Origin of the sequence: Cupriavidus sp. L7L (assembly GCF_004353535.1) — a bacterium.
Lineage (GTDB): Bacteria > Pseudomonadota > Gammaproteobacteria > Burkholderiales > Burkholderiaceae > Cupriavidus > Cupriavidus oxalaticus_A.
The window spans coordinates 404,826-426,183 of record NZ_SMNY01000010.1 but is presented as its reverse complement, the minus strand read 5'-3'; the positions used below and the strand labels follow the sequence as shown (position 1 = coordinate 426,183).

Here is a 21,358-nt window from a genome sequence, read left to right as displayed (position 1 = left end):
ATGGGTATCAACCTTCCCGTTATCTGGGCCGCCCTGATCTTCTTCGGCGTGATGATGTACGTCGTCATGGACGGCTTCGATCTTGGCATCGGCATCCTCTTCCCCTTCGTCGGCGACCGCCATGACCGCGACGTGATGATGAACACCGTGGCGCCGGTCTGGGACGGCAACGAGACCTGGCTGGTGCTGGGCGGCGCGGCGCTGCTGTGCGCCTTCCCGCTGGCCTACTCTTTGCTGCTGACCGCGTTCTACCTGCCGCTGATGTTCATGCTGCTGGGACTGATCTTCCGTGGCGTGGCCTTTGAGTTCCGCTTCAAGGCCAGCGACCGCAGCCGCCCGTACTGGGATGCCGCCTTCACGTGGGGCTCGGTGGTGGCCGCGTTCTTCCAGGGCGTGACGCTGGGCGCCTATATCGATGGCATTGCCATGGATGGCACCACCTATGCCGGCGGCGCGCTGGACTGGCTGGCGCCGTTCCCGATCTTCGCGGGCGTGGGCGTGGTGATCACGTACGCCTTCCTGGGCGTCACCTGGCTGATCATGAAGACCGAGGGCCGGCTGCAATGGACCATGCTGCGCGTGACCAACGTGCTGACGGGCGTGATGGTGGCCATGATCGCGGCGGTGAGCGTGTGGACGCCGCTGACGCACCCGGGCATTGCCGAGCGCTGGTTCGCGCTGCCCAACCTGTTCTTCTTCCTGCCGGTGCCGCTGCTGGTGCTGGTCGCGGCCGCCGGCATCTACCGCTCGCTGCACCAGCGACCGAACGTGGCGCCGTTCCTGTACGCGCTGCTGATGATCTTCATGGGCTATACCGGGCTGGCCATCAGCATCTGGCCCAATATCATCCCGCCGTCGATCTCGATCTTCGATGCGTCGTCGGCCCCGCAAAGCCAGGGCTTTGCGCTGGTCGGCACGCTGTTCATCGTGCCGATCATCCTGGCCTACACGTCCTGGTCCTACTATGTGTTCCGCGGCAAGGTCAAGCGCGGGGAGGGGTACCACTGATGGCCAGGCTCATGCATTCGCGGCTCGCGTCGCGGCTGGGCTGGCTGCTGGCCCTGTGGCTGGCGGGCGTCGGCACGGTCTTCGTGTGCGCCAGCCTGATGCGGCTGCTGATGCGGGCGGCCGGGTTGTCGGGCTGAAGCATGGCCTCGTCCAACCCGCTTCCCCGGGCCACGCTGCCGGGCCACGATGCACCGGATGCCCCCGATACCCCCGATGCCACCAGGGCGCACCGCTGGCTCCGCGCGCTCGCGGCAGCATGCCCGGATTACGCGCCGTGGCTGCATTCGCTGAAGGTGTTCGGCGCTGCCATGCTGGCGCTCGGCGTGGCGCTGGCGCTCGGCCTGCCGCGGCCGTACTGGGCCATGGCCACGGTGTACCTGGTATCCAGCCCGCTGGCCGGCGCCACCCACGCCAAGGGCACCTACCGCGTCCTCGGCACGCTGCTGGGCGCGGTGTCCGCAGTGGTGCTGGTGCCGCTGCTGGTCGACGAGCCCGTGCTGCTGACGGCCGCGATCGCGTGCTGGACCGGCGCCCTGCTCTACCTGTCACTGCTGGAGCCGGCGCCGCGCAACTACATCTGCCTGCTGGCCGCCTACACGCTGCCGATCGTGGCGCTGCCCACGGTCACGCATCCGGCAGCCGTGTTCGGCGTGGGCCTTGCCCGCATCGAGGAGATCGTGATCGGCATCGTCTGCGCCAGCGTGGTCAGCGCGGTGGTCTTTCCCGTGCGCACCACCCCGGCGCTGGCCGCGCGCGCGTCCGCCTGGCTGGACCATGCCTCGCGCTGGATCCGCGACATCATGGCCACCGGGGCCACCGGTGCCAGCGCGGGCCAGCGCCACGACAGCTTCAGCCTGCTGGCCGCCGATATCCTGGCAATGGAGACGCAGCTCGCGCAGCTCAGCTATGAGACCGACGGTGCGCCGGCACTGCGGCACGCGCGCGCCCTGCACCAGCGCATGGCGGCCCTGCTGCCGCTGGTGCTGGCACTTGCCGATGCCGCCGGCGCCTTGCGGCGCCACCCGGCGGGCATGCCCGACGCGGTGGCGCAACGGCTGCGCGCCACCCTGGCATGGATCGCCGGCGAGCGGGGCGCGAGCCGCCCGGTGCCTTCCTGGCTACCCCCGGGCACTGCACCGGCACCATCCGCGGACTGGCATGCGCGCCTGGTCGCGGCTACCAGTACCTACCTCGATGAGCTGGCCGAGCTGTGGCAAGACTGCCGCCTGCTGCAGGCAAGCCTGCGCCAGCATGGCAGCGACCCGGCGACGCTGCGCTATCGGGTCGAGCCCGCCGGACGGGCGCGCCACCACGATCACGCGCAACTGCTGTTCCGCGCCGCCACCGCCGGCTCGGCCACTTTAATGGCGGGATTGCTGTGGATGGCCTCGGGCTGGATCGACGGCGCCGTCCCGGCCGGGCTGGCCGCGCTTGCCAGCTGCTTTATCGCCAGCACCGCGGAGCCGCGCCTGGTGGCCGGCCGGGTGATCGCGTGGGGCATCGCCTGCGCGCTGCTGTCCTGGTACTACCAGTTCGTGGTGCTGGTGCTGGCGCATGACTTCGGTTCGCTGGTGGCGCTGCTGTTCGTTCCGTACCTGTTCATCGGCGCGATGACGACGCAGCCGCGCAATGCGCTGTTCGGGGTGCTGCTGGCGGTCACGGCGGCGTCGTTCCCCGGGCCGCAGCACCTCGATGCAGCCAGCTTCGCCGGCATCTTCAACAGCAGCCTGGCAAGCCTGGCGGCGCTGGTGTTCGCCGCGTTGTGGGCCGTGCTGATGCAGCCCTTCGGCCAGCAGCTGGTGGCCTACCGGCTGGCCAGGGCCAACTGGAACGAGATCGCGCTGGCCGCGCACCCGCGCGCGGCGGTCAACAGCGCGCGGCTGCGCGGCCGCATGCTGGACCGGCTGCTGCGCCAGTGGCCGCCGCTGACGCGCCGCAACAACGCCAGCACCAGGCCGGCCGGCCTTGCCGCCGCCGACTTCCTGGTGGAAGCCGCCGTACTGACGCTGCGGCGCGCCTGTGCCGATGGCCCGGCCGAGCGCCGCCGCGCCGTGGAACACGTGCTGGCAGGGGTGGCGCGGCATTACCGGCAGTGCGCGCGCATCGGCCATGCCGGCACGCCCGCTGTGGCGCTGGCCGCACGGATCGACGCGGCCGCCGCAGCGCTGGCCACGAATTTCCACGCCAGCCCCCGCGCCGCGCTGGCGGCGCTCGCCACCCTGCGGCTGGCGCTGTATCCGGACCAGGGACGCCCTCATGCACGCCACTGAGTTCGACCTGTACGGCGTCTTCGTGCCGGCCACCGTGGTGTGGATGCTGGCGGCGTTCGCCATCACCGCCGGCGTGCGCGCCGTGCTCGGCCGGATCGGCTTCTACCGCATCGTGTGGCACCGGTCCCTGTTCAATTTCTCGCTTTATATCCTCATGCTGGGCGCGATCGTCGCGCTCGCCTGGCAGGCTCCATCATGAATCGCAAGCTTTCGCTGCTCGGCCCCTACGCGGTGACCCTGGCAGCCGTGGTCGCGGCGGCACTGACCGCCTGGCATCTGTGGCAGTACTACACCGAAGCACCATGGACGCGCGACGGCCATGTGCGCGCGGACGTGATCCAGGTCGCGCCCGATGTCTCCGGCCTGGTCACGGCCGTGATGGTCGATGGCAATGCCTGGGTGCGGCGCGGCCAGGTGCTGTTCGTGGTGGACGAGGCGCGCTTCAGCCTGGCGTTGCGAGTGGCGCAGGCCGAGGCCGCCTCGGCACGCGCGGCACTGGCCCTGGCGCGCCGCGATCCCGCCGCGGCGGACAGCGCGCAGGCGCGCCTCGCCACGGCCGATGCCGCGCTGGACGTGGCCAGCCTGAACCTTGCCCGCTGCCGCGTAACCAGCCCCGTGGACGGCTATGTCAGCGACCGCCTGCCGCGCGCTGGGGATTTTGCCAGCCGCGGCCGGCCGGCGCTGTCGGTGGTGGCGAGCGGCACCCAGTTCGTCGAAGGGTATTTCGAGGAAACCAAGCTGCCCGCGATCCGGGTCGGCAGTGCCGCGGAGGTACATATCATGGGCCTGCCCGCGCCGCTGCGCGGCCGGGTGCAGAGCATTGCCCCCGGCATCGAAGACCAGGACCGCAGCAGCGGGCCGAACATGCTCCCCAGCGTCAACCCGACCTTCAACTGGGTGCGGCTGGCACAGCGCATCCCGGTGCGCATCGCGCTGGACAAGGTGCCGCCCGGGGTACGCCTGATCGCCGGCCAGACCGCCACGGTGCGCATCCGCGACGCGCACGAATAGGCGCCAACTGTTCTGCTGCGGGCCGGCCCGAAGTGTGCGCCTGCCGGGCCGCGAGCCGTCCTTACCATGGACGGCATGCCCCACCCCATTGCCCCCGGGAGAGCCGCCATGCAAGCCGCGCCTGTGCAGACCCAGCACGCTACCCAAGCCAACCCCGCCACCCTGGCCACCATCGCGCCGGACCAGGCCTGCCGCGACCTGCTTGGCCGGCCCTTGCGCGACTTGCGGCTCTCCGTGATCGACCAGTGCAACTTTCGCTGCACGTATTGCATGCCGAAGGAGCGCTTCGGGCCCGACTATCCGTTCCTGACGGCGCAGCAACGGTTGAGCGATGCCGAGCTGCTGCGCATCGTCCGCGCCTTCGTCGGGCTCGGTGTCGAGAAGGTGCGGCTGACCGGCGGCGAGCCGCTGCTGCGCAAGGGGATCGAAGCGCTGGTGGAAGCGATTGCGTCGTTGCGCACCCCCGGCGGCAAGCCGGTCGAGGTGGCCATGACCACCAACGGCAGCCTGCTGGCGCGCAAGGCCCGCGCGCTGCGCGACGCCGGCCTGGGCCGCGTCACGGTCAGCCTGGACAGCCTGGACGACGGCGTGTTCCGCGCCATGAACGATGTCGGTTTCCCGGTGGCACGGGTGCTGGAAGGCATCGATGCCGCGTGCGCCGCCGGGCTGGCTCCGGTCAAGGTCAACTGCGTGGTCGAGCGCGGCACCAACGACGCGCAGGTGTTGCCCCTGGTCGAGCACTTCCGTGGCAGCGGCGTCACGCTGCGCTTTATCGAATATATGGACGTGGAGGGCCCGCGCGGCTGGTCGCAGTCGCGCGTGATGCCTTCCGCCGAGATCCGCGCCATGGTCGAGCGCACGCATGCGCTGCTGCCGGTCGCGCGGCGGGATGCGGAAACGGCCAGCAACTACATGCTGGCCGATGGCAGCCTGAAACTGGGCTTTATCTCCAGCGTATCGCACCCGTTCTGCGGCGATTGCACCCGCGCACGCGTTTCGGTCGATGGCCGCCTGCACCTGTGCCTGTTCGCCACCAGTTCCGTCGACCTGCGTCCGCACCTGTCGGCCACTCGCCCGGGTGCAGCACTCGCCGATGCCATCAGCCAGGCGTGGCAGGCGCGCGGCGACCGCTACTCCGAACTGCGCGGCGAATTGCGCGCGGAACGGCTTGCCAGCGGCAAGCGCCAATACCCCACCGTACGCATGTCGCTGGTGGGCGGCTGAGCCGTTCAGTCATTCTGCGGGAACGCCTGCGCGGCAAGCTCCGCCCCGGCCTGCGTCAGGCTGGCGTGGCCGTGTCCCGCCTCGTCGATCGCAAAATCGGCCAGCCCCGCGGACTGCAGCTGCGTCAGCACGCGCCGCAGCACGCTCATCGGCAGTTGCGCCCGCTTGGCGATCTTCGCGAGCGACCAGGGCGCCGTGGCGGCGTCGCGCGGGGCCTGGTTCAGCACCTGCAACGCGGCGAGGATGGCGGGATCGATGTCATGGTCCGGCATGGCCCGGCTTCTCCTGTTCGTGCTGCCGGCTGCGCGCCAGCAGGTGCTGCGCGATCTTGCCCAGCGTCTGCACCGCGGACTCGATGCCGGGCGACCATTCGGCGCTGTAGTTCAGCCGGATGCAGTTGGCGTAGGTGGCCCCTGGCGCGAACATATGGCCCGGCGCGACCGTGATGCGGTGTTCCAGCGCCGCGTGGTACATCTCCATGGCGTCGATGCCTTCCGGCAGCTGCACCCACAGCACGTAGCCGCCCGCGGGCCGCGACGTGGTCGTCCCTTCGGGAAAGAAGCGGCGTACCGCCGCCGCCATGATGCTGGCCTGCTGCGCATAGGCCTTGCGCACGCGCCGCAGGTGGAAGTCGTAGCCGTCGTTCTTCAGGAACTCGGCGATCGCCAGCTGCGGGATCGCCGGCGTGGTCAGCGTATTGAGGAACTTGAGCCGCTCCACCGCTTCGCGGTAGCGGCCCGGCAGCGCCCAGCCGATGCGGTAGGCATTGGTCAGCGTCTTGGAGAACGAGGCGCAATGCAGCACAATGCCGGCCTTGTCGTGGGCCTTGAGCGAGCTGGGATGGGCTTCGCCGTAATAGAGCTCGCCGTAGACGTCGTTCTCGATCACGGGGATGTCCTTCTCGGTCAGCATCGCCACCAGGCTGCGCTTCCTGTCGTCGGGCATGTGGAAGCCGAGCGGGTTCTGGAAGTTCGGCATCACCATGCACGCCTTCACGCCTTTCTCGTCGATCAGCCGGGCCAGTGCCTCCTGGTCGATGCCTTCCACGGGATCGGTCGCGACCTCGATGGCGCGCATGCCCAGGCGCTCGATCGCGTGCAGCATGGCATAGTAGGTCGGTGACTCGACCGCGATGGTGTCGCCCGGCTTTGCCACCGCCTGCAGGCACAGGTTGATGGCTTCGGTGGCGCCGATGGTGACGATCACTTCATTGGGGTCGATGGCCTGGCCGTTCTCAAGGTAGCGGCGCGAGATCTGCCGGATCAGCTCGGGGCTGCCCGGAGGCAAGTCGTCGAGCAGCGTCCACTTGGCATAGCGGCGCGCGATGTTGTTGGCGTACTGGTTGATGCGCTGCCACGGGAACAGCGACGGATCCGGATAAGGCGAGCCCAGCGGCACGGCCTCGTCCGAGCGGATCGAGCGCAGCGTGGAAAGCACCAGCGCGCTGACGTCGACCGCCGAAGGCTTGGCGCTGGGCCGGGACGTACGCAGCTCGATCGCCGGCTCGCCCGGGCGTGCGCGGACGAAGTAGCCGGACTGCGGCCGGCTTTCGATCACGCCGCGGCTCTCCAGCAGCACATAGGCGCGGATCACCGTAGTGATGCTCATGCGGTGGTGCTGGCTGGCCTGCCGCACCGACGGAATGCGCTCGCCCGGCAGCAGCACGCCCTGCTGCACCAGCGCCTCGATATCCGCAGCCAGTTTTTCATATAGTGTCACGCTGCGCTCCCCGCCTGCCGTGTTGCCGATCTTGTTAGCTGAGCCAACGATGGAGATCATAGTACGGCAGCGGCACATGATGGAGCGATCCGGCGCTGTGCGGCCCGACGCGCACAAAGCCGCTGGCGTGGCCGAGCGCGGACACGGACGCCGCGCCCTGCTGCGCGGTGACCTGCACGAGGCTGTCCCGGCCGGCCGGGCTGCCGGGCTCGCCGACACGCCAGAAGGCATCACCGCGCTGCGCCCGCGCACCCGGCAGCGCCGCGCGCACGCGCCCTACCGGCGGGAACAGCACCGCGCGGCCCTGCAGCCGGCGCAGCAGCGGCGTCACCAGCAGCGCGAAGGTGGCATACGCCGCGGCCGGATTGCCGGGCAGGCAAACCACTGGCTTGCCGCGCAGGCGCCCCACCGTGACCGGCTTGCCGGGCTTCATGTCGACGCCGCGGCAAAGCAGTTCCCCGCCGGCCGAGGCCAGCGCCGCGGCCACCAGGTCGCGCTGCCCGATCGAGGCGCCGCCCGCCACCAGCACCAGGTCCGCATCGGCGGCCAGTTCGCGCAGGATGTCGTGCAGCGCCCGCTCGTCGTCCCGCACATGGCGATGGCAGCAGACTACCGCGCCCATGGACTGCACCAGCGATTCGAGCATGGGGCCATTGACGTCATGCACCTGGTAGACGTCGCGCGGCTCGTCGTTGGCGGCGACCTCGTCGCCCGAGGTCACGACCGCCACTTCCACCAGGCGGCAGACCGGCACTTCGGCCAGGCCCTGCGACGCCAGCGCGGCGATATGGCCAGCCTGCAGCAGCGCGCCGGCGGGCAGCAGCAGGTCGCCGCGGCGGGCGTCCTCGCCCTTGCGGCGGATATGCTGGCCCGCACCGGGGGCGCGCGCGCACACCACGCCGCGGTAGCTTTCCTCGGCATCCTCCAGTGCGACGACCGCGTCGGCGCCGGGCGGGATCACGCCGCCGGTGTAGATGCGGATGGCATGGCCCGGCAACAGCGGCTCGGGCCGCGTGCCGGCGTAGACCACCTGCTGCAGCGGCAGGCAGGCCTCGCGGCAGTCTTCGCTGCGCACGGCGTAGCCGTCCATCGCGCTGCGGTCGGCCGCGGGCGTGTCGATCACGGCGCAAAGGTCGCGTGCCAGCACGCGACCCGTCGCCAGTCCCAGCCATACGGTCTCCGTTTCGCGGACCGGCTCCGCGCTCATGGCGAACACGGCCTGTGCCTCGTCGAAGCTCAGCACGCTGCCCCTCCCACTTCTCCAGTCATGCCCGGCGCGGCGGCGGTGTAATCGACATAGCCGTCGGCGCGGCAGAAGCTGAGCAGGCGCAGGCCGGCCTGCTCGGCTATGCGGATCGCCAGCGAGGTCGGCGCCGAGATCGTCGCCAGCATCTGGATGTTCATGCGCGCGGCCTTGCGCACCAGTTCATAGCTGGCACGGCTGGACAGCAGCACGAAGCCGTCGTCCAGCGCCACGCGCTGCATGGCCAGGTGGCCGATCAGCTTGTCCAGGCCGTTGTGCCGGCCGACATCTTCGAACGCATGCAGGATCTCGCCGCTGGCGTTGCACCACGCCGCCGCATGCACGCCACCGGTGGCGCGCATCAGCCGCTGGTGCGAAGGCAGCGCCGACACGGCGCGCTCGAGCAACCCGCGCGAAGGCACCAGCCGCCGTGCCGGCTCGCGGATGCGCGCAGGCTGCAGGTCCAGCAGTTCCAGGCTCTCGATGCCGCACACGCCGCAGCCGGTGCGGCCCGCCAGCGCACGGCGCTGCGCCTTCATCGCGGCAAAGGCCTGTTCGCTGATCTGCAGCTGGATTTCGGCGCTGTGCCGGTGCACGCGGACTTCGACGTCGTGGATCTGCGCGTTGTGGGCAACGATGCCCTCCGTCAGCGAGAAGCCCACGGCGAACGCTTCCAGGTCCAGCGGCGAGGCCATCATCACGGCGTGCGAGATGCCGTTGTAGACCAGGGCCACCGGCACTTCCTCCGCCACGTTGTCGAGCGCCGGCCGCGCCGCGATGTCCTTGTGGCGGACGATGGGGCGGGATTCATAGCCTGTGTGCCGGATCTGGTCGATCTGTCCGGCCTGTTCGATGCAATGCATGGGGACCTCATGAACCTGTGAAATGCTGCCGGTCTGCTCCCTCTCCCACTGCGCGGGAGGGGAGCGTTTGCGTGGGGCGACGGCAAGCGCCGGCCACGCTCACGCCGCCACTGCCGGCTGGCTGCGCGACGGAGTCAGCAGCACCGGCACCGATTTCGAAGTCGGCGTGCCGCAGCCGTCGCCGGTGCTTTCCAGCGGCACCAGCGGATTGGTCTCGGGATAGTAGGCGCCCAGGCAGCCCTGCGGGATGTCGTAGTCGACCAGCACGAAGTCCTCGACATGGCGCTGCAGGCCGTCGTCCCAGACGCTGGTGATATCGACATGCTGCCCCGCCTCCAGGCCAAGCCTTGCACGGTCGGCCGGATTGATGAAGACCACCCGGCGCAGGCCGAACACGCCGCGATAGCGGTCATCCAGGCCGTAGATCGTGGTGTTGTACTGGTCGTGCGAGCGCGTGGTCATCATCACCATCAGCTTGTCGCCGTACTGGTCCCGCGCACGGTGGATCGGGGTGTCCTTGTCGATGCCGTGGACCAGGAACTGCGCCTTGCCCGACGGCGTCTGCCAGATCCGGTTGCGCGCCGGCGGCGTCAGGTGGAAGCCGCCCGGCACGGCGACGCGCTCGTTGTAGTCGTCGAAGCCTTCGATCACCTGCTCGATGGCATCGCGGATACGCGCATAGTCCTGCGCGTACCAGAGCCAGTCGATCTTTCCGGTACCCAGCGTGGCGGCGGCCATGCGCGCCACGATCGCGGTCTCCGACAGCAGGTGCGGCGATGCCGGCGCGTTCATGCCGAAGGAGATATGCACCATGCAGACCGAATCCTCCACCGTCACTCCCTGCGGCACGCCTTCCTGCATATCGATTTCGGTGCGGCCTAGCGTCGGCAGGATCAGCGACTCCTTGCCATGCACCAGGTGGCTGCGGTTGAGCTTGGTAGCGATATTCACCGTCAGCGCACACTGGCGCAGCGCCTCGTGCGTGCGCGGCGTGTCCGGCGTGGCGGTCGAGAAATTGCCGCCCAGTCCGACAAAGACCTTGACCTTGCCCTCCAGCATCGCGGCAATGGTCTCGACCACGTCATAGCCGTGCTCGCGCGGCGGCTCGAAGCCGAAGGCGGCGCCCAGGCGGTCCAGGAACGCCGCTTCTGGCTTTTCCTCGATGCCCACGGTGCGGTCGCCCTGCACGTTCGAATGCCCGCGCACCGGCAGCAGCCCGGCTCCCTCACGGCCGATATTGCCGCGCATCATCATCAGGTTGGACAGCAGCTGCACCGTCGGCACCGAGTGCTTGTGTTGCGTCAGGCCCATGCCCCAGCAGGCGATCACGCGCTTGCCGCGGGCATAGACCTGCGTCAGCGCATCGATGTCTTCCAGCGAAACGCCCGACTCCGAGACGATGTCGGCCCAGCTTTCCGCACGCAGGTCTTGGACGAAGGCGCCGAAGCCGATGGTGTGCTCGCGCACGAAGTCGACATCGACCAGCCGCTCGCGGCCATGCCGGATCGCCTCGTCGTCGAGCTCGACCAGGCGCTTGGCCATGCCCTTGATGAGCGCGAAGTCGCCGCCCAGCTTTGGCTGCACGAACATCGACGCAATCCTGGTGCTGGAGCCGGTCAGCATCTCCACCGGGTGCTGCGGGCTGGTAAAGCGCTCCACGCCGCGCTCGCGCAGCGGATTGATCGACACGATGGTCGCGCCGCGCCGGGCGCATTCACGCAGATCGCCCAGCATGCGCGGATGGTTGGTGGCCGCGTTGTGGCCGAACAGCAGGATGGTGTCGGCATGCTCGAAGTCATCGAGCACCACGGTGGCCTTGCCCACGCCCACCGTCAGCGGCAGGCCGCGGCTGGTGGCTTCGTGGCACATGTTCGAGCAGTCGGGGAAGTTGTTCGTGCCATAGGCGCGCACGAACAGCTGGTACAGGAACGCGGCCTCGTTGCTGGCGCGGCCCGACGTGTAGAACGCGGCCTGGTTCGGGTCCGGCAGCGCATTCAGGTGGCGGCCGATCATCGAAAAGGCCTCGTCCCAGGCGATCGCGCGGTACTTGTCGGTCTGCGCGTCATAGACCATGGGATGCGTGAGGCGCCCGTGCTGCTCCAGCTCGTAATCGGTCTGCGCCATCAGCGACGTCACGGTGTGCTGCGCGAAGAATTCCGGCGTGACGCGCAGGCTGGTGGCTTCCGCGGCCACGGCCTTGACGCCGTTCTCGCAGAACTCGAAGGTCGAGGCGTGCTGGCGGTCCGGCCAGGCGCAGCCGGGACAGTCGAAGCCGTCGGCCTGGTTCTGCTTGAACAGCATCTTGTACTTGCCGCCGGCCACCTTCTCCTTGATCAGGTTGATGGCAACGTACTTCAGCGCACCCCAGCCGGCGGCGGGATGGGTGTAGGGGGCGATGTGGCCTTTCTCGGGGGTCGGGGTGCTCATTGGCGTGGTGTCCTGTAACGACGGGGGCATCCGGGGGGCTGGACCAGGGGTCGCATCCGGATCGTTGCGGTGACACCAGAGTAGGCCGGCGGGGTGGCGCCGGAGACGTACAAAGCGCGGGATGGCCGGGGAGTACAGTCTCGCCGGACGGCCGGGCCGCCGCCCATGCGAGGTTGCGTCAGGCCGGCCGGCTGCCGGCCTGGCCGTGCCTATGCAGCACAAGCGACGTGCGCCGCAGGTTGCACCTGGAACAGCGCCTCGACCAGCCCCGCGCGGCGCGCACGGGTCGCGGCCTGGTTGACGTAGCCCTTCTCGGCGATCTCATTGGCGTCGACCGACGGGGGCTCGGCCATCAGCAGCACGCGCTTTACGCTGAGGCTGGCGCCTGTGCCGGCGCCGGCGCCCAACCGCTCGCGGATGGCATCGACGACTCGCGGGTGGCGCACCAGCGCCTCCGCTTCCAGCCCGGCCAGCTCGGGATGCAGCGCGCGGCACGCGGCGACGTTCGGCCACGCCAGCGCGGCCACGTGGACTTCAAGCTGGTCAACGGCACCTGGGTGCGGGTCGGCGCGGTCAGGCTGGGGCTGGTCGCCGTCGAATTGCGTACTGGCCCCGATCTTGTTATATGCTGCGCCCTGCACCTCCGTTTCCCGGAGTTCCTGGACCGCTTACATAAGAACACGGCATCGGGCAGACCTGCATGTTCCAAGTCATCCGTCGAATCCGCCAGCGGCTGCGCTACCTTGACCTGACCCTGAACGCCAGCCGCAGCGTGCGCATCCGGGTGGTCGAGCGGCCCGGTCTGTGGATGGACAGCACCCGGCTCGACGCCATGCTGGCCGAGATGCGCGGCGTGGTGCGGCGGGGCATCGGCAAGGATCTCGACTACGGCGTGCTGTCCGGCGATCCCGAGCGGCTGCGCCGCGCCGTGGTCACGCTGCTCTACGACCGGGACAGCGGCCATGCCATCGCCTTCAACGCGCTGTCGATCATGCCGATCGAGGTCAGGGGGCGGCCGGTAGAGGCCATCCACCTCGGGCTGGTGATGGTCGACCCCGGCTATCGCACGCAGGGGCTTTCCTGGGTGCTGTATGGCCTGACCTGCATCCTGCTGTTCTTCCGCCGCGGCTTGCGCCCGATCTGGATCAGCAACGTGACCCAGGTGCCGGCGATCATCGGCAAGGTGGCCGAAGTCTTCGTCACGGCGTATCCCAATCCGTTCGCGCCGTCGCGGCGCAGCTTCGAGCACCTGAGCGTGGCGCGCGAGATCATGAAATCGCACCGCCATGTCTTCGGCGTCGACGCGGGTGCCGGTTTCGACGAGGCCCGCTTTGTCATCACCGACGCGTATCGCGGCGGCTCGGACAACCTCAAGAAGACCTTCGACGCGGCGCCCAAGCACCGCGACGAGCGCGTCAATGCGCTGTGCCAGCGCGAGCTCGACTACCAGCGCGGCGACGACTTCCTGCAGGTTGCGCGGCTGGACCTCGCCAGCGCGCGCAAGTACCTGCTGCGCGAAGTCCCGCGCGACTCGCTGCCGGCGATCTTGTCGCAGGTGGCGTTCCTTGCGCTCGGCCGGATCGTCCTGCCGCTGGTGCATTGGCTGAACCCGCGCGAGCCGATGGGAGACCTGCGCGCAAGGAACCACGCATGACCGCATCGCCTGCCTTTTCTTACGAAGAATTCACCACCCGCAATATCGGCTTCGTGACCGAGGCCGAGCAGCAGCGGCTGCGCGACGCGCGCATCCTGGTCTGCGGCGTCGGCGGCATGGGCGGCGCCTGCCTGCAGGCCCTGGCGCGCATGGGCGTCGGCGGCTTCGCGCTGGCCGACTTCGACGTGTTCGAAGTGTCCAACATGAACCGGCAGGTGTTTGCCAGCCTGGCCACCGTCGGCGTCGGCAAGGTCGAGGCCACCGTCGCGCAGCTGCGCCAGGTCAACCCCGCGCTGCAGATCGAGACGCTGGGCGAGGACTGGCCGGGGCGGCTCGACGACCTGCTGGCGCGCTACCCGATCGTGGTCAACGGCATGGACGACATGGCCGCGGGCATCGCGCTCTACCGCAAGGCGCGCGAGCATGGCGCCACCGTCATCGATGCCTATACCGCGCCGCTGCCCTCGGTCACCGTGGTGCGGCCGCACGACCCGCGGCCGGAGACGCGCCTGGGCTATCCGACCGCCGGCATGGACTGGCAGGCGCTGACGCCGGAGATCCGGCAGGCTTGCCTGGGCAAGGAGCTGGAGTACGTCATGGTCCATTCCAGCTCGGTCCGCCATGTCGATCTTTCGATTGCGAAGGACGTGCTTTCGGGCAAGCGCAAGCGCATGTCGTTCGCGCCGATGGTAATCACCACCGGCAACCTGATGGCCTTCGAGGCAGCCAAGCTGGTGCTGGAGCGGCCGAGGCTGGCGGATGCGCGCGGCTATTTCTTCAACCCGTGGACCATGCGCGTCGAAACTCCGCGCAATGCGCTGGTGGCGTGGCTGGTGCGCGCCGCGGTGCGCCGCTTCATGGCGAGGCTGCTCCGTGATTAACGCGCTCGCCAGCGATGTCACCGTGACCTGGCTGGGCGCGCTGGGCTGCGGCCTCTACCTGCATTTCCTGTGGACGCGACGCGAAGCTGGCACCGGCACCGGGCTGTTCCTGTTCGGCGTGCTGACCGCATTGCTGGCGGTGCGGGGCTTTGCCTGGCTGCTCGGCGGACCGCATTTCGGCCCACTTCTCGGCCCACTTCTCGGCCCACTTCTCGGCCCACTTCTCAGCCCACTACTCGGCCGGCTGGTGTTCGCCGCGGCCACGCTGCTGCCGATCGCGACCACGCTGTTCGCCGAACAGCTGCTGCGGCGCCATCATCCGCTGTGGCTGAAACTGCTGGCGCTCGGTGTGTCGGTGGTGTTTTTCGCCATCAACCTGGTTGCCGACCTGTCCGCCAATGTGCCGCTGCTGCTGGCCTTCCTGGCCTGCTATGCGGTGGTGACGGCGAGCAATGGCTGGTTCCTGCTCTGGCTGCGCGATGCCGACCTGTCCAGCAATGAAGAGCGGCTGGCGCGCGCGGTGGTCGTGGTGGTGGCGCTGGCCGTGCCGCTAATGGCGACGGATTTCCGCGAGGAACTTGGGCATGTGCCGGTCCGGCTGGGCGCGCTCGGGGCGCTGGCCTTTGTCTACGTGCTGCTGAACCTGTCGGATTCGCAGCGGGTCGTGCGCGGGCTGCTGGCGCATATTGCCGCCGCGCTGGTCTTTGCCGTGGTCCTGGCCGGCGCCATGGCGCTGGCGTCGCACGGGCCGGGCCAGGGATTCTGGCAGGCCGGCGTGCGCGGCATGCCGGTGGCACTGGCCTGGGTGTTGCTGACCGCCATCTTTGTCCGCATCCGCGCGGTGTCGCTCGCTGGCGACGGCAACGCCTTCCTGCGCTGGCTGCTCCATGCCCGGCTCGATACGCCGGACGGCTTCCTCCATTCGCTGCGGCGCCTGCCGCAGACGGCCGACCATGTGGTACTGGGCGACGCCGAGCTGGCTGGCTATGCGCTGGGCGAGTTGTTCGCGCTGGCCGGCAAGCGGCGCGAGCCGGTGTCGATCGGTGATGCCAGGGCGTGGGCCCGGCAGCCCCAGGCAAGCGGCGTCGGCAACGGCATCGAAGCCGCGGAGCAACTGGTCGACCTGATGGAGCGCCACGAGATGACCCACGCCCTGCTGATCGCACGGCAACCGGCCATGGTGGTGCTGCTGAACCTGCCGCAGGGCGCCAACGCCGCCATCGGCGAGCTGCGCGCCGCCGTGATCCTGCGGCTGGCGCGGCACCTGCGCCGACAGGAGGCCGCATGACCGTGGAATTGCGCGAAGGCGATTTCGATGCGTTCTTCGCTGCGCCGTTCGCCTGCTATGGCGACCAGACCCATTTCGTCTCGCCGATGAAGGGCGACCTCGCGCGCGCGCTGGATGCGGCAAAAAACCCCTTGTTCCGGCAGTTTGCGCGCCGCACCTGGTACACCGCGCACCGCGACGGGCAGATCGTGGGACGCATCCTGGCCCATGTGCACGATGCCTCTAACCGGCGGTACGGGCAGAAGCGCGGGTATTTCGGCCTGTTCGACTGCATCGACGACATCGCCGTCGCGCGTGCGCTGCTCGATGCGGCTGCCGGATGGGCCAGCCGGCAAGGCTGCGACGAGCTGGCGGGCAGCTTCAACCTGACCATCACGCAGATGATCGGCATCGTTACCGATGGCTTCGGGCACGCGCCGTACACCTACCAGGAATACACGCCGCCGCACATTGCCCGGCTGCTGGAAGCCTGCGGCTTCGAGCGCTTCTTCCCGATGCGCACCTTCGAGATGGACGTGCGCGGCTACGACCCCGAACAGTTGCTAGGCGACCGGCAGCGTGCGCTGGCCAGCGATCCGGACTGGCGTTTCGCGCCGATCCGCCGCCGCGGCTTTGAAGGGCGCCTGCGCGAAGCGTGCGCCGTGCTGAACGACGGCTTTGCCGGCAACCCGATGTTCGTGCCGCTGACGGAAGCGGAATTCCTCTACCCCTGCGCCGGCATGATGTGGATCATCGACGAGCGCCTGTCGTACACCGCGTATTACCGCGGCGAGCCGGCCGGCGTGCTGCTGTGCGTGCCGGACCTCAACCCGTTCCTGCGTGCCACCGGGTTCCGGCTGACATGGTCGACGCTGTGGCACTTGCTGCGGTTCCGCGCCAGCCGCAAGCGCGCGGCGGTGATCTTTTTCTCGGTACGCCAGGCGTTCCACGGCCAGGGCGTCAACGGCGTGCTGCTGCATCGCCTGCTGACGGCGATGCGCGATGCCGGCTATTCGCACCTGGGCATCAGCTGGGTGTCCGATACCAATGGCGCAAGCCTGCGGCAGATGGAAAAGCTGGGCGCCACCGAACTGCACCGCCTGCACCTGTTCCGCCGGGCGCTGGCGCCGGAGAATGGCAACCTACGATGCTGACACCAGACCAGCAACTGGCCCTGGTCGCGCAGGCCGCGCGCGCCCCGAGTGCCCACAATATCCAGCCGGCCCGCTGGCACTTTGCCGGCGACCGCATCCTGCTGCTGGAGGATCCCGCGCGCTGGCTGTCCGTGGGCGACCCGACCGGCCGGGATAACCGGATCGCGCTGGGCATGGCGTGGGAGGGCATGGCGCTGGCGTTGTCGGCCATCGGCTTTGCGCTTTCGCCGCCGGAGGTCGCGGCACTGCCCTACCCGCCCGCGGCTGCCGGCCCGCGCGTCGCGGCCACAGGTGAGCTCCGGCCGGGCGCCTGCGCCGATCCGCTGGCTGCCGCCTGTGAGCAACGCCGCACCTGGCGCGGCACGTTCGCGCCTGCCGACGCCGCGCAGCTCGCGGCCATGGACCAGTGCATCGCCACTCATGCCCCGGTTGCCAAGGCGGCGGAGCCCGCCAGCACGGCGCAGATCGCCAGCTGGCATGAGGCTGCCGCCGCGGCCGCCTTCCACGACCCGGCCTTTGTGCGCGAGCTTTACCACTGGATGCGCCTGTCCCCGCGCGCCGCTGGCTGGACCCGCGACGGACTGTCGGCCGAGTGCATGGCGCTGTCGCCCTGGGAGGCGATGGCAGCGTCGGTGGCCCTGCGTCCGGCCGTAGTGCGCGTGCTGTCGGCGCTGTCGCTGACCGGCCTGCTCGCCGCGGACGCCGCCAAGGTCAACAGCGCCGCCCGGATCGTGCTGATCCACGCCGCGCACGACGTGACAGACTTCGAGGCCGGGCGCCGCTGGTACCGCTTCTGGCTGGACATGGCCGCCCGCGGCTTTGCCGGCGTGCCGATGTCGGCCCTGTCCGATTCGCCGCGCCACGCCGCATTGCTGACGGACCGCCAGGCGCTGCCAGCTGGCCACCGGCTGGTCAACGTGATGCGTTTCGGCCCGGCGCCTGGCGCGGCGATTCCGCGCAGCGCCAGGCTGCCGGCGGCGGAATTGCTGCAGGCGGACGGCCCGCGCTAGAGCAGCTTCAGGAATTCCAGCAGCGCATCCTTGTCGCTTTCCGGCAAGGCGCTGAACTCCCGCTCATGGCCCCGGTTGTCCCGCCCCGTGGTCGCGGTGTCATAGAGCACCGGGCTTGACCACGGCCGGTAGTCCGGAGGATAGGCCCACGCGCCCTGCGCATCGGGCCGCCCGGCAATGCCCACTTTGGCGTAGTCCAGCGCATGCCCACCCACCCAGAACCGGCGCGGCCGCGCCTCCGGATGCATCAGGTGCCACAGCGTGGGCACCGAGCCGTTGTGCAGGTAAGGCGCCGTCGCCCACAGGCCCGACAAGACGGGCGCCACATAGCCGCCGGTGTTGGCCGCATCGATATGCCTGCCCAGCGCGGAGCGCCCGATGGCCTGCAGCAGGCTCGCATCGATCGCCTGCCAGCGCGTGGCATCGGTGCCGAGTTCCGCCTGCGCCACCAGCCGGTTGGGATAGCTGACCAGCCGGGGACGCGCCGCGTCCTGGGTGTAGCTGCCATGGCACTGCGCGCACTGCGCCGCGTAAACGCCGGCGCCGCGTGCCGCGCGGCCCCGGTCGACCGGTCCGGGAAACGGCGGCGGCGTGTAGCCCGCCATAAACCGCATCACGTCCTCCACCTGCGGGATGGCGCGGCTGGCGCGATCCGGCGGCATGCCCATGGTCGGCACGGTAAAGAAGGCCACGATATGCGCGAGACGCCCGGGATCCATGGCCGCATCCGCGGCAACCGGCGCAAAGCGCGCCGCGCCCTTGTTGGCATAGACCCCGTCATAGAGCAGCGACGAGCGCAGGCGCCGGTCGCCCAGTTCCGGGATCGAGGTCGAGCCGCTCGCGCCCGTCCCGGCGGAGAGCAGATGGAACTGGAACTTCAGCGCCGCCACGCCATTGGTGCTGCCGGCCGCGCCATTGCTGAACGGCAGCGGCGCATCGCCGCTGGCCGCGAGTTCGTCGATGCGCCTGACCAGCCGCGGCCAGACGAACTTGCGGATGGTCGCCAGTTCGTCCGCCGAGGTATCGGGATACAGCTTCGGAATGGCGACCAGCAGCTTGTCGGGGTCGGACTTGACCCGCTTGACCGCGAGGTAGACCGCGTTGACGAAGCCATCGAGATTGAGCGAGGTATTCGGCAAACCCAGCCACACCTTGCCGCTGGGCTGGCCGTCCTTGCCGTAGGTCACGCCCGCATGGCACGCCGCGCACCCCAGGTTAGAGACTTCCAGCCGGATCCTGGGCAGGTCGCGGCCGACGGTGCCGCTGACGATGCCGAGCGGCTTGTCGAAGCGCGGCTGCTGCGCAAGCGGCCAGTTCAGGATGCCGTCGGGATAGACAAACCCGAACTCCCGCAGCGCGCGCCGCAATGTCTGCGGCGCAGGCACCGCATCCGGGGCGTTGGCAAGCACCAGCGCGGTCGTGGCCAGCTTCCATGGCAGCGCGTTGGATTCCAGCGTATCGGTGCTCAGGCCGCCGAAGTCGTCGAACACAAAGCGCGCCGCGCCGATCTGCGCCGGCGTGCCACTGCCGGCAAACTCCCGCATGGCCGAGGATTGGCCATCGGCATAGCCGCGCAGGAAATCGCAGCCTGCGAGCGTGGACAGCAGCAGCCCTATGGTGATTGCGCGTGCGAGAGGCATCGAGATCGCCGGTGGATCGAGCTTCGCATTCTAATCGGTGACGCCCAAAAAAAGCGGGCTTCCGAAGAAGCCCGCCCAGCCAACTACAGTGGATCCGTCTATCTGAAGCGCGGCGCGTGGACTAGGCCGCCACCTGCGCGCCGGCTGCGGCAGATTCCTTCGCGAACTGCTGCCTGGAGGTCGCAACGTGCGAGGCCAGCACCGGCCGCAGCACCATGATGGCAAGGAACGCAGCGGTCAGGTCCATTGCCGCCACCGTGTAGAGCACCGTCGACCAGGTGCCGGTGGCTTCCATCAGCAGGTTGCCGATCGGCACGAACAGTGCGCCGATGCCCTTGGCGGTGTACAGCACGCCGTAGATCTTGCCGATGTGCTTGGTGCCGAAGGCATCGCCCGCCAGTGCCGAGAACAGCGAGTAGACTTCGCCCCAGGCCAGGAACACCACGCCGGACAGGATCAGGAAGGCGTACGGGTCGCTGCCGAAGTAACCCAGCGCGATGATGCCCAGCCCTTCCAGCGTGAAGGCGATCACCATCGTCTTCTCGCGGCCGATGTTGTCCGAGATCCAGCCGAACAGCGGACGCGAGATGCCGTTCATGATGCGGTCGAGCATCAGGGCGAGCGGCAATGCGGCCATCACGAAGAAGTGCAGGTCAACCTTGAATTCCTTCACGCCAAGGTCCTTGGCGATGACGCCGAGCTGGGCCACGGCCATCATGCCGCCGGTGACGACCAGCACGAACATCACCAGCATCAGCCAGAACAGCTTGGTGCACAGCGCTTCCTTGAGGGTGTAGTCGCGCGTGGCCTGGGCCAGCTTCTTCGAACCACGCACCTCGCCGGTCTTGGGCGAACGCAGGAACCATGCCGCGACGAAGGCGAGCGATCCTTGCAGCAGGCCGAAGAACAGGAAGGTGTGCTGGAAGCCCTGCGACTCGATCATCGCCGCGATCGGCAGGATGGTCGCCGCCGAGCCCGCGCCATAGCCGCCGGCGGTCAGGCCGACCGCGAGGCCGCGGCGGTCCGGGAACCACTTCAGCGCGTTGTTGATGCAGGTCGCATAGATGGAGCCCACGCCCAGGCCGCCGACGGCTGCGCCGACGTAGAAGCCCATCAGCGTGGTCGCCTGCGAGTTGATGACCCACGCCGTGCCGATAAAGAGCGCGCCGAAGGCCACCATCATGCGCGGCCCGAACTTGTCGATGAAGTAGCCCTCGATCGGCGCCAGCCAGGTCTGCACCAGCACGAACACGGTGAAGGCGATCTGGATGCTGGCGCGTGACCAGCCGTAGGTTTCCTGGATTTCAGGCACGAACAGCGTCCAGGCGTACTGGATGTTCGCGGTTGCGATCATGCAGACCACGCCGACGACCAGCTGGATCCAGCGCGTGGACTCCGGAGCGTGATTGGGGTGCAGGGCCCCTGCGTTTGCGTTACTCATAGCGCACTCCTTGAACCGTGTGTTTCGGGAAATCCGTGGGGATGGACGAAGGTGGGGACGCCATGCGCGTCAACTTGCAGGTGGCTCCTGGCATTTTCTGTCTCCTGTGTCGTTGGCATTTACTGCCTATTATTGCGACGCCATATCGACGTCTCCCGCACTCACCTGTTTTCAAAACTACGAGATGCGATGGGATACACAGTATGTGATATATCAAGTAAGCACAAGGCGAACCAGCAGCAGGGTTTTCACTAGCCCGCTGATTAATGAGGAATATCGCTGGAAATCAGGATTCAGGCTATTTACGCATCAGTGCGAAAGGCGCATGAATAAGCACGTCACATTCCCGGGAACCCAATACCGGCGCGGCTTTTCTGGAAGTGTTGACGATCAGGTCAAAAGCATGTCAAATGCTGACCAACCCAGAAACATTGCGATTTTGTAATGTTTTGGGGAAAATCAGGGTTTTCACCAGCCAGAATCAGAAAGCGGCAAAATGAAATTCCTGATTAATATCGATCATGAATAATCGAGGATAAAAAAAGG

18 protein-coding genes and 1 pseudogene are annotated in these 21,358 nt (G+C 68.5%); 11 read left to right on the top strand and 8 right to left on the bottom strand.

The features are described 5' to 3' along the window. The 6 genes from cydB (at position 1) to moaA (ending at position 5,513) form a co-directional block, all read left to right on the top strand. Entirely contained in the window at positions 1–1,008 is a 1,008-nt protein-coding gene (cydB, locus tag E1J61_RS13620) for a cytochrome d ubiquinol oxidase subunit II (protein WP_133094573.1), read from the top strand. An 11-nt stretch (positions 1,009–1,019) separates the two neighbouring features. Further along, positions 1,020–1,145 carry a DUF2474 family protein gene (locus E1J61_RS13615; protein WP_371703962.1) on the top strand — a complete coding sequence of 42 codons (126 nt, stop codon included), beginning with the start codon at positions 1,020–1,022 and terminating at the stop codon, positions 1,143–1,145. Between the two features lie 3 nt (positions 1,146–1,148). Then, complete coding sequence (locus E1J61_RS13610) at positions 1,149–3,278, top strand: FUSC family protein (protein WP_133094571.1); 2,130 nt, start codon at positions 1,149–1,151, stop codon at positions 3,276–3,278. Next, positions 3,265–3,477: a DUF1656 domain-containing protein gene (locus E1J61_RS13605; protein WP_133094570.1), complete on the top strand. Its 213-nt coding sequence runs from the start codon at positions 3,265–3,267 to the stop codon at positions 3,475–3,477. Before E1J61_RS13610 ends, E1J61_RS13605 begins: the two co-directional genes overlap by 14 nt. Further along, positions 3,474–4,289, top strand: coding sequence for an HlyD family secretion protein (locus E1J61_RS13600; RefSeq protein WP_133094569.1), 816 nt, complete (start codon positions 3,474–3,476; stop codon positions 4,287–4,289). The genes E1J61_RS13605 and E1J61_RS13600 overlap by 4 nt, the downstream gene beginning before the upstream one ends. Before the next feature lie 108 nt (positions 4,290–4,397). Continuing rightward, positions 4,398–5,513 (top strand): GTP 3',8-cyclase MoaA, encoded by a 1,116-nt coding sequence (gene moaA, locus E1J61_RS13595; RefSeq protein WP_133094568.1) that lies wholly within the window; start codon positions 4,398–4,400, stop codon positions 5,511–5,513. Between the two features lie 5 nt (positions 5,514–5,518). Here the strand turns inward: moaA and E1J61_RS13590 are convergent, their stop codons facing one another. From E1J61_RS13590 to E1J61_RS13565, 6 genes and pseudogenes are all read right to left on the bottom strand, one after another. Next, a complete protein-coding gene (locus E1J61_RS13590; RefSeq protein WP_133094567.1) occupies positions 5,519–5,785 on the bottom strand; it encodes an Rrf2 family transcriptional regulator in 267 nt (88 codons plus the stop codon). Continuing rightward, positions 5,772–7,232 carry a PLP-dependent aminotransferase family protein gene (locus tag E1J61_RS13585; protein ID WP_133094566.1) on the bottom strand — a complete coding sequence of 487 codons (1,461 nt, stop codon included), beginning with the start codon at positions 7,230–7,232 and terminating at the stop codon, positions 5,772–5,774. The genes E1J61_RS13590 and E1J61_RS13585 overlap by 14 nt, the downstream gene beginning before the upstream one ends. A gap of 34 nt (positions 7,233–7,266) precedes the next feature. After that, the gene (locus tag E1J61_RS13580) at positions 7,267–8,475 is read right to left on the bottom strand and encodes a molybdopterin molybdotransferase MoeA (RefSeq protein ID WP_133094565.1); all 1,209 of its coding nucleotides are present in this window, start codon (positions 8,473–8,475) and stop codon (positions 7,267–7,269) included. Then, positions 8,469–9,338, bottom strand: coding sequence for a formate dehydrogenase accessory sulfurtransferase FdhD (gene fdhD, locus E1J61_RS13575; protein ID WP_133094564.1), 870 nt, complete (start codon positions 9,336–9,338; stop codon positions 8,469–8,471). Before fdhD ends, E1J61_RS13580 begins: the two co-directional genes overlap by 7 nt. Before the next feature lie 99 nt (positions 9,339–9,437). Further along, the gene (locus tag E1J61_RS13570; RefSeq protein ID WP_133094563.1) at positions 9,438–11,765 is read right to left on the bottom strand and encodes an FdhF/YdeP family oxidoreductase; all 2,328 of its coding nucleotides are present in this window, start codon (positions 11,763–11,765) and stop codon (positions 9,438–9,440) included. 209 nt (positions 11,766–11,974) lie between these two features. After that, positions 11,975–12,295: pseudogene (locus E1J61_RS13565) on the bottom strand (feruloyl-CoA synthase); the annotation flags it as partial. Positions 12,296–12,465: 170 nt separating this feature from the next. On the opposite strand from E1J61_RS13565, the gene E1J61_RS13560 reads away from it, so the two are divergent. The 5 genes from E1J61_RS13560 to E1J61_RS37405 are packed head-to-tail and all read left to right on the top strand — an operon-like array spanning position 12,466 to position 17,731. Continuing rightward, entirely contained in the window at positions 12,466–13,419 is a 954-nt protein-coding gene (locus E1J61_RS13560) for a hypothetical protein (protein ID WP_133094562.1), read from the top strand. Next, the gene (locus E1J61_RS13555; RefSeq protein ID WP_133094561.1) at positions 13,416–14,300 is read left to right on the top strand and encodes a ThiF family adenylyltransferase; all 885 of its coding nucleotides are present in this window, start codon (positions 13,416–13,418) and stop codon (positions 14,298–14,300) included. The genes E1J61_RS13560 and E1J61_RS13555 overlap by 4 nt, the downstream gene beginning before the upstream one ends. Continuing rightward, positions 14,293–15,588 (top strand): hypothetical protein, encoded by a 1,296-nt coding sequence (locus tag E1J61_RS13550; RefSeq protein WP_133094560.1) that lies wholly within the window; start codon positions 14,293–14,295, stop codon positions 15,586–15,588. The genes E1J61_RS13555 and E1J61_RS13550 overlap by 8 nt, the downstream gene beginning before the upstream one ends. Next, complete coding sequence (locus tag E1J61_RS13545; RefSeq protein WP_133094559.1) at positions 15,585–16,721, top strand: GNAT family N-acetyltransferase; 1,137 nt, start codon at positions 15,585–15,587, stop codon at positions 16,719–16,721. Before E1J61_RS13550 ends, E1J61_RS13545 begins: the two co-directional genes overlap by 4 nt. Continuing rightward, positions 16,715–17,731 carry a hypothetical protein gene (locus E1J61_RS37405; RefSeq protein WP_165971471.1) on the top strand — a complete coding sequence of 339 codons (1,017 nt, stop codon included), beginning with the start codon at positions 16,715–16,717 and terminating at the stop codon, positions 17,729–17,731. The genes E1J61_RS13545 and E1J61_RS37405 overlap by 7 nt, the downstream gene beginning before the upstream one ends. On the opposite strand, the gene E1J61_RS13535 is transcribed toward E1J61_RS37405, so the two are convergent. After that, on the bottom strand, positions 17,728–19,371 hold the full coding sequence (locus E1J61_RS13535) for a c-type cytochrome (protein ID WP_133094558.1): 1,644 nt from the start codon (positions 19,369–19,371) through the stop codon (positions 17,728–17,730). The genes E1J61_RS37405 and E1J61_RS13535 overlap by 4 nt on opposite strands. 121 nt (positions 19,372–19,492) lie before the next feature. Beyond that, positions 19,493–20,812 (bottom strand): oxalate/formate MFS antiporter, encoded by a 1,320-nt coding sequence (oxlT, locus tag E1J61_RS13530; RefSeq protein ID WP_133094557.1) that lies wholly within the window; start codon positions 20,810–20,812, stop codon positions 19,493–19,495. Positions 20,813–21,358 lie beyond the last annotated feature (546 nt).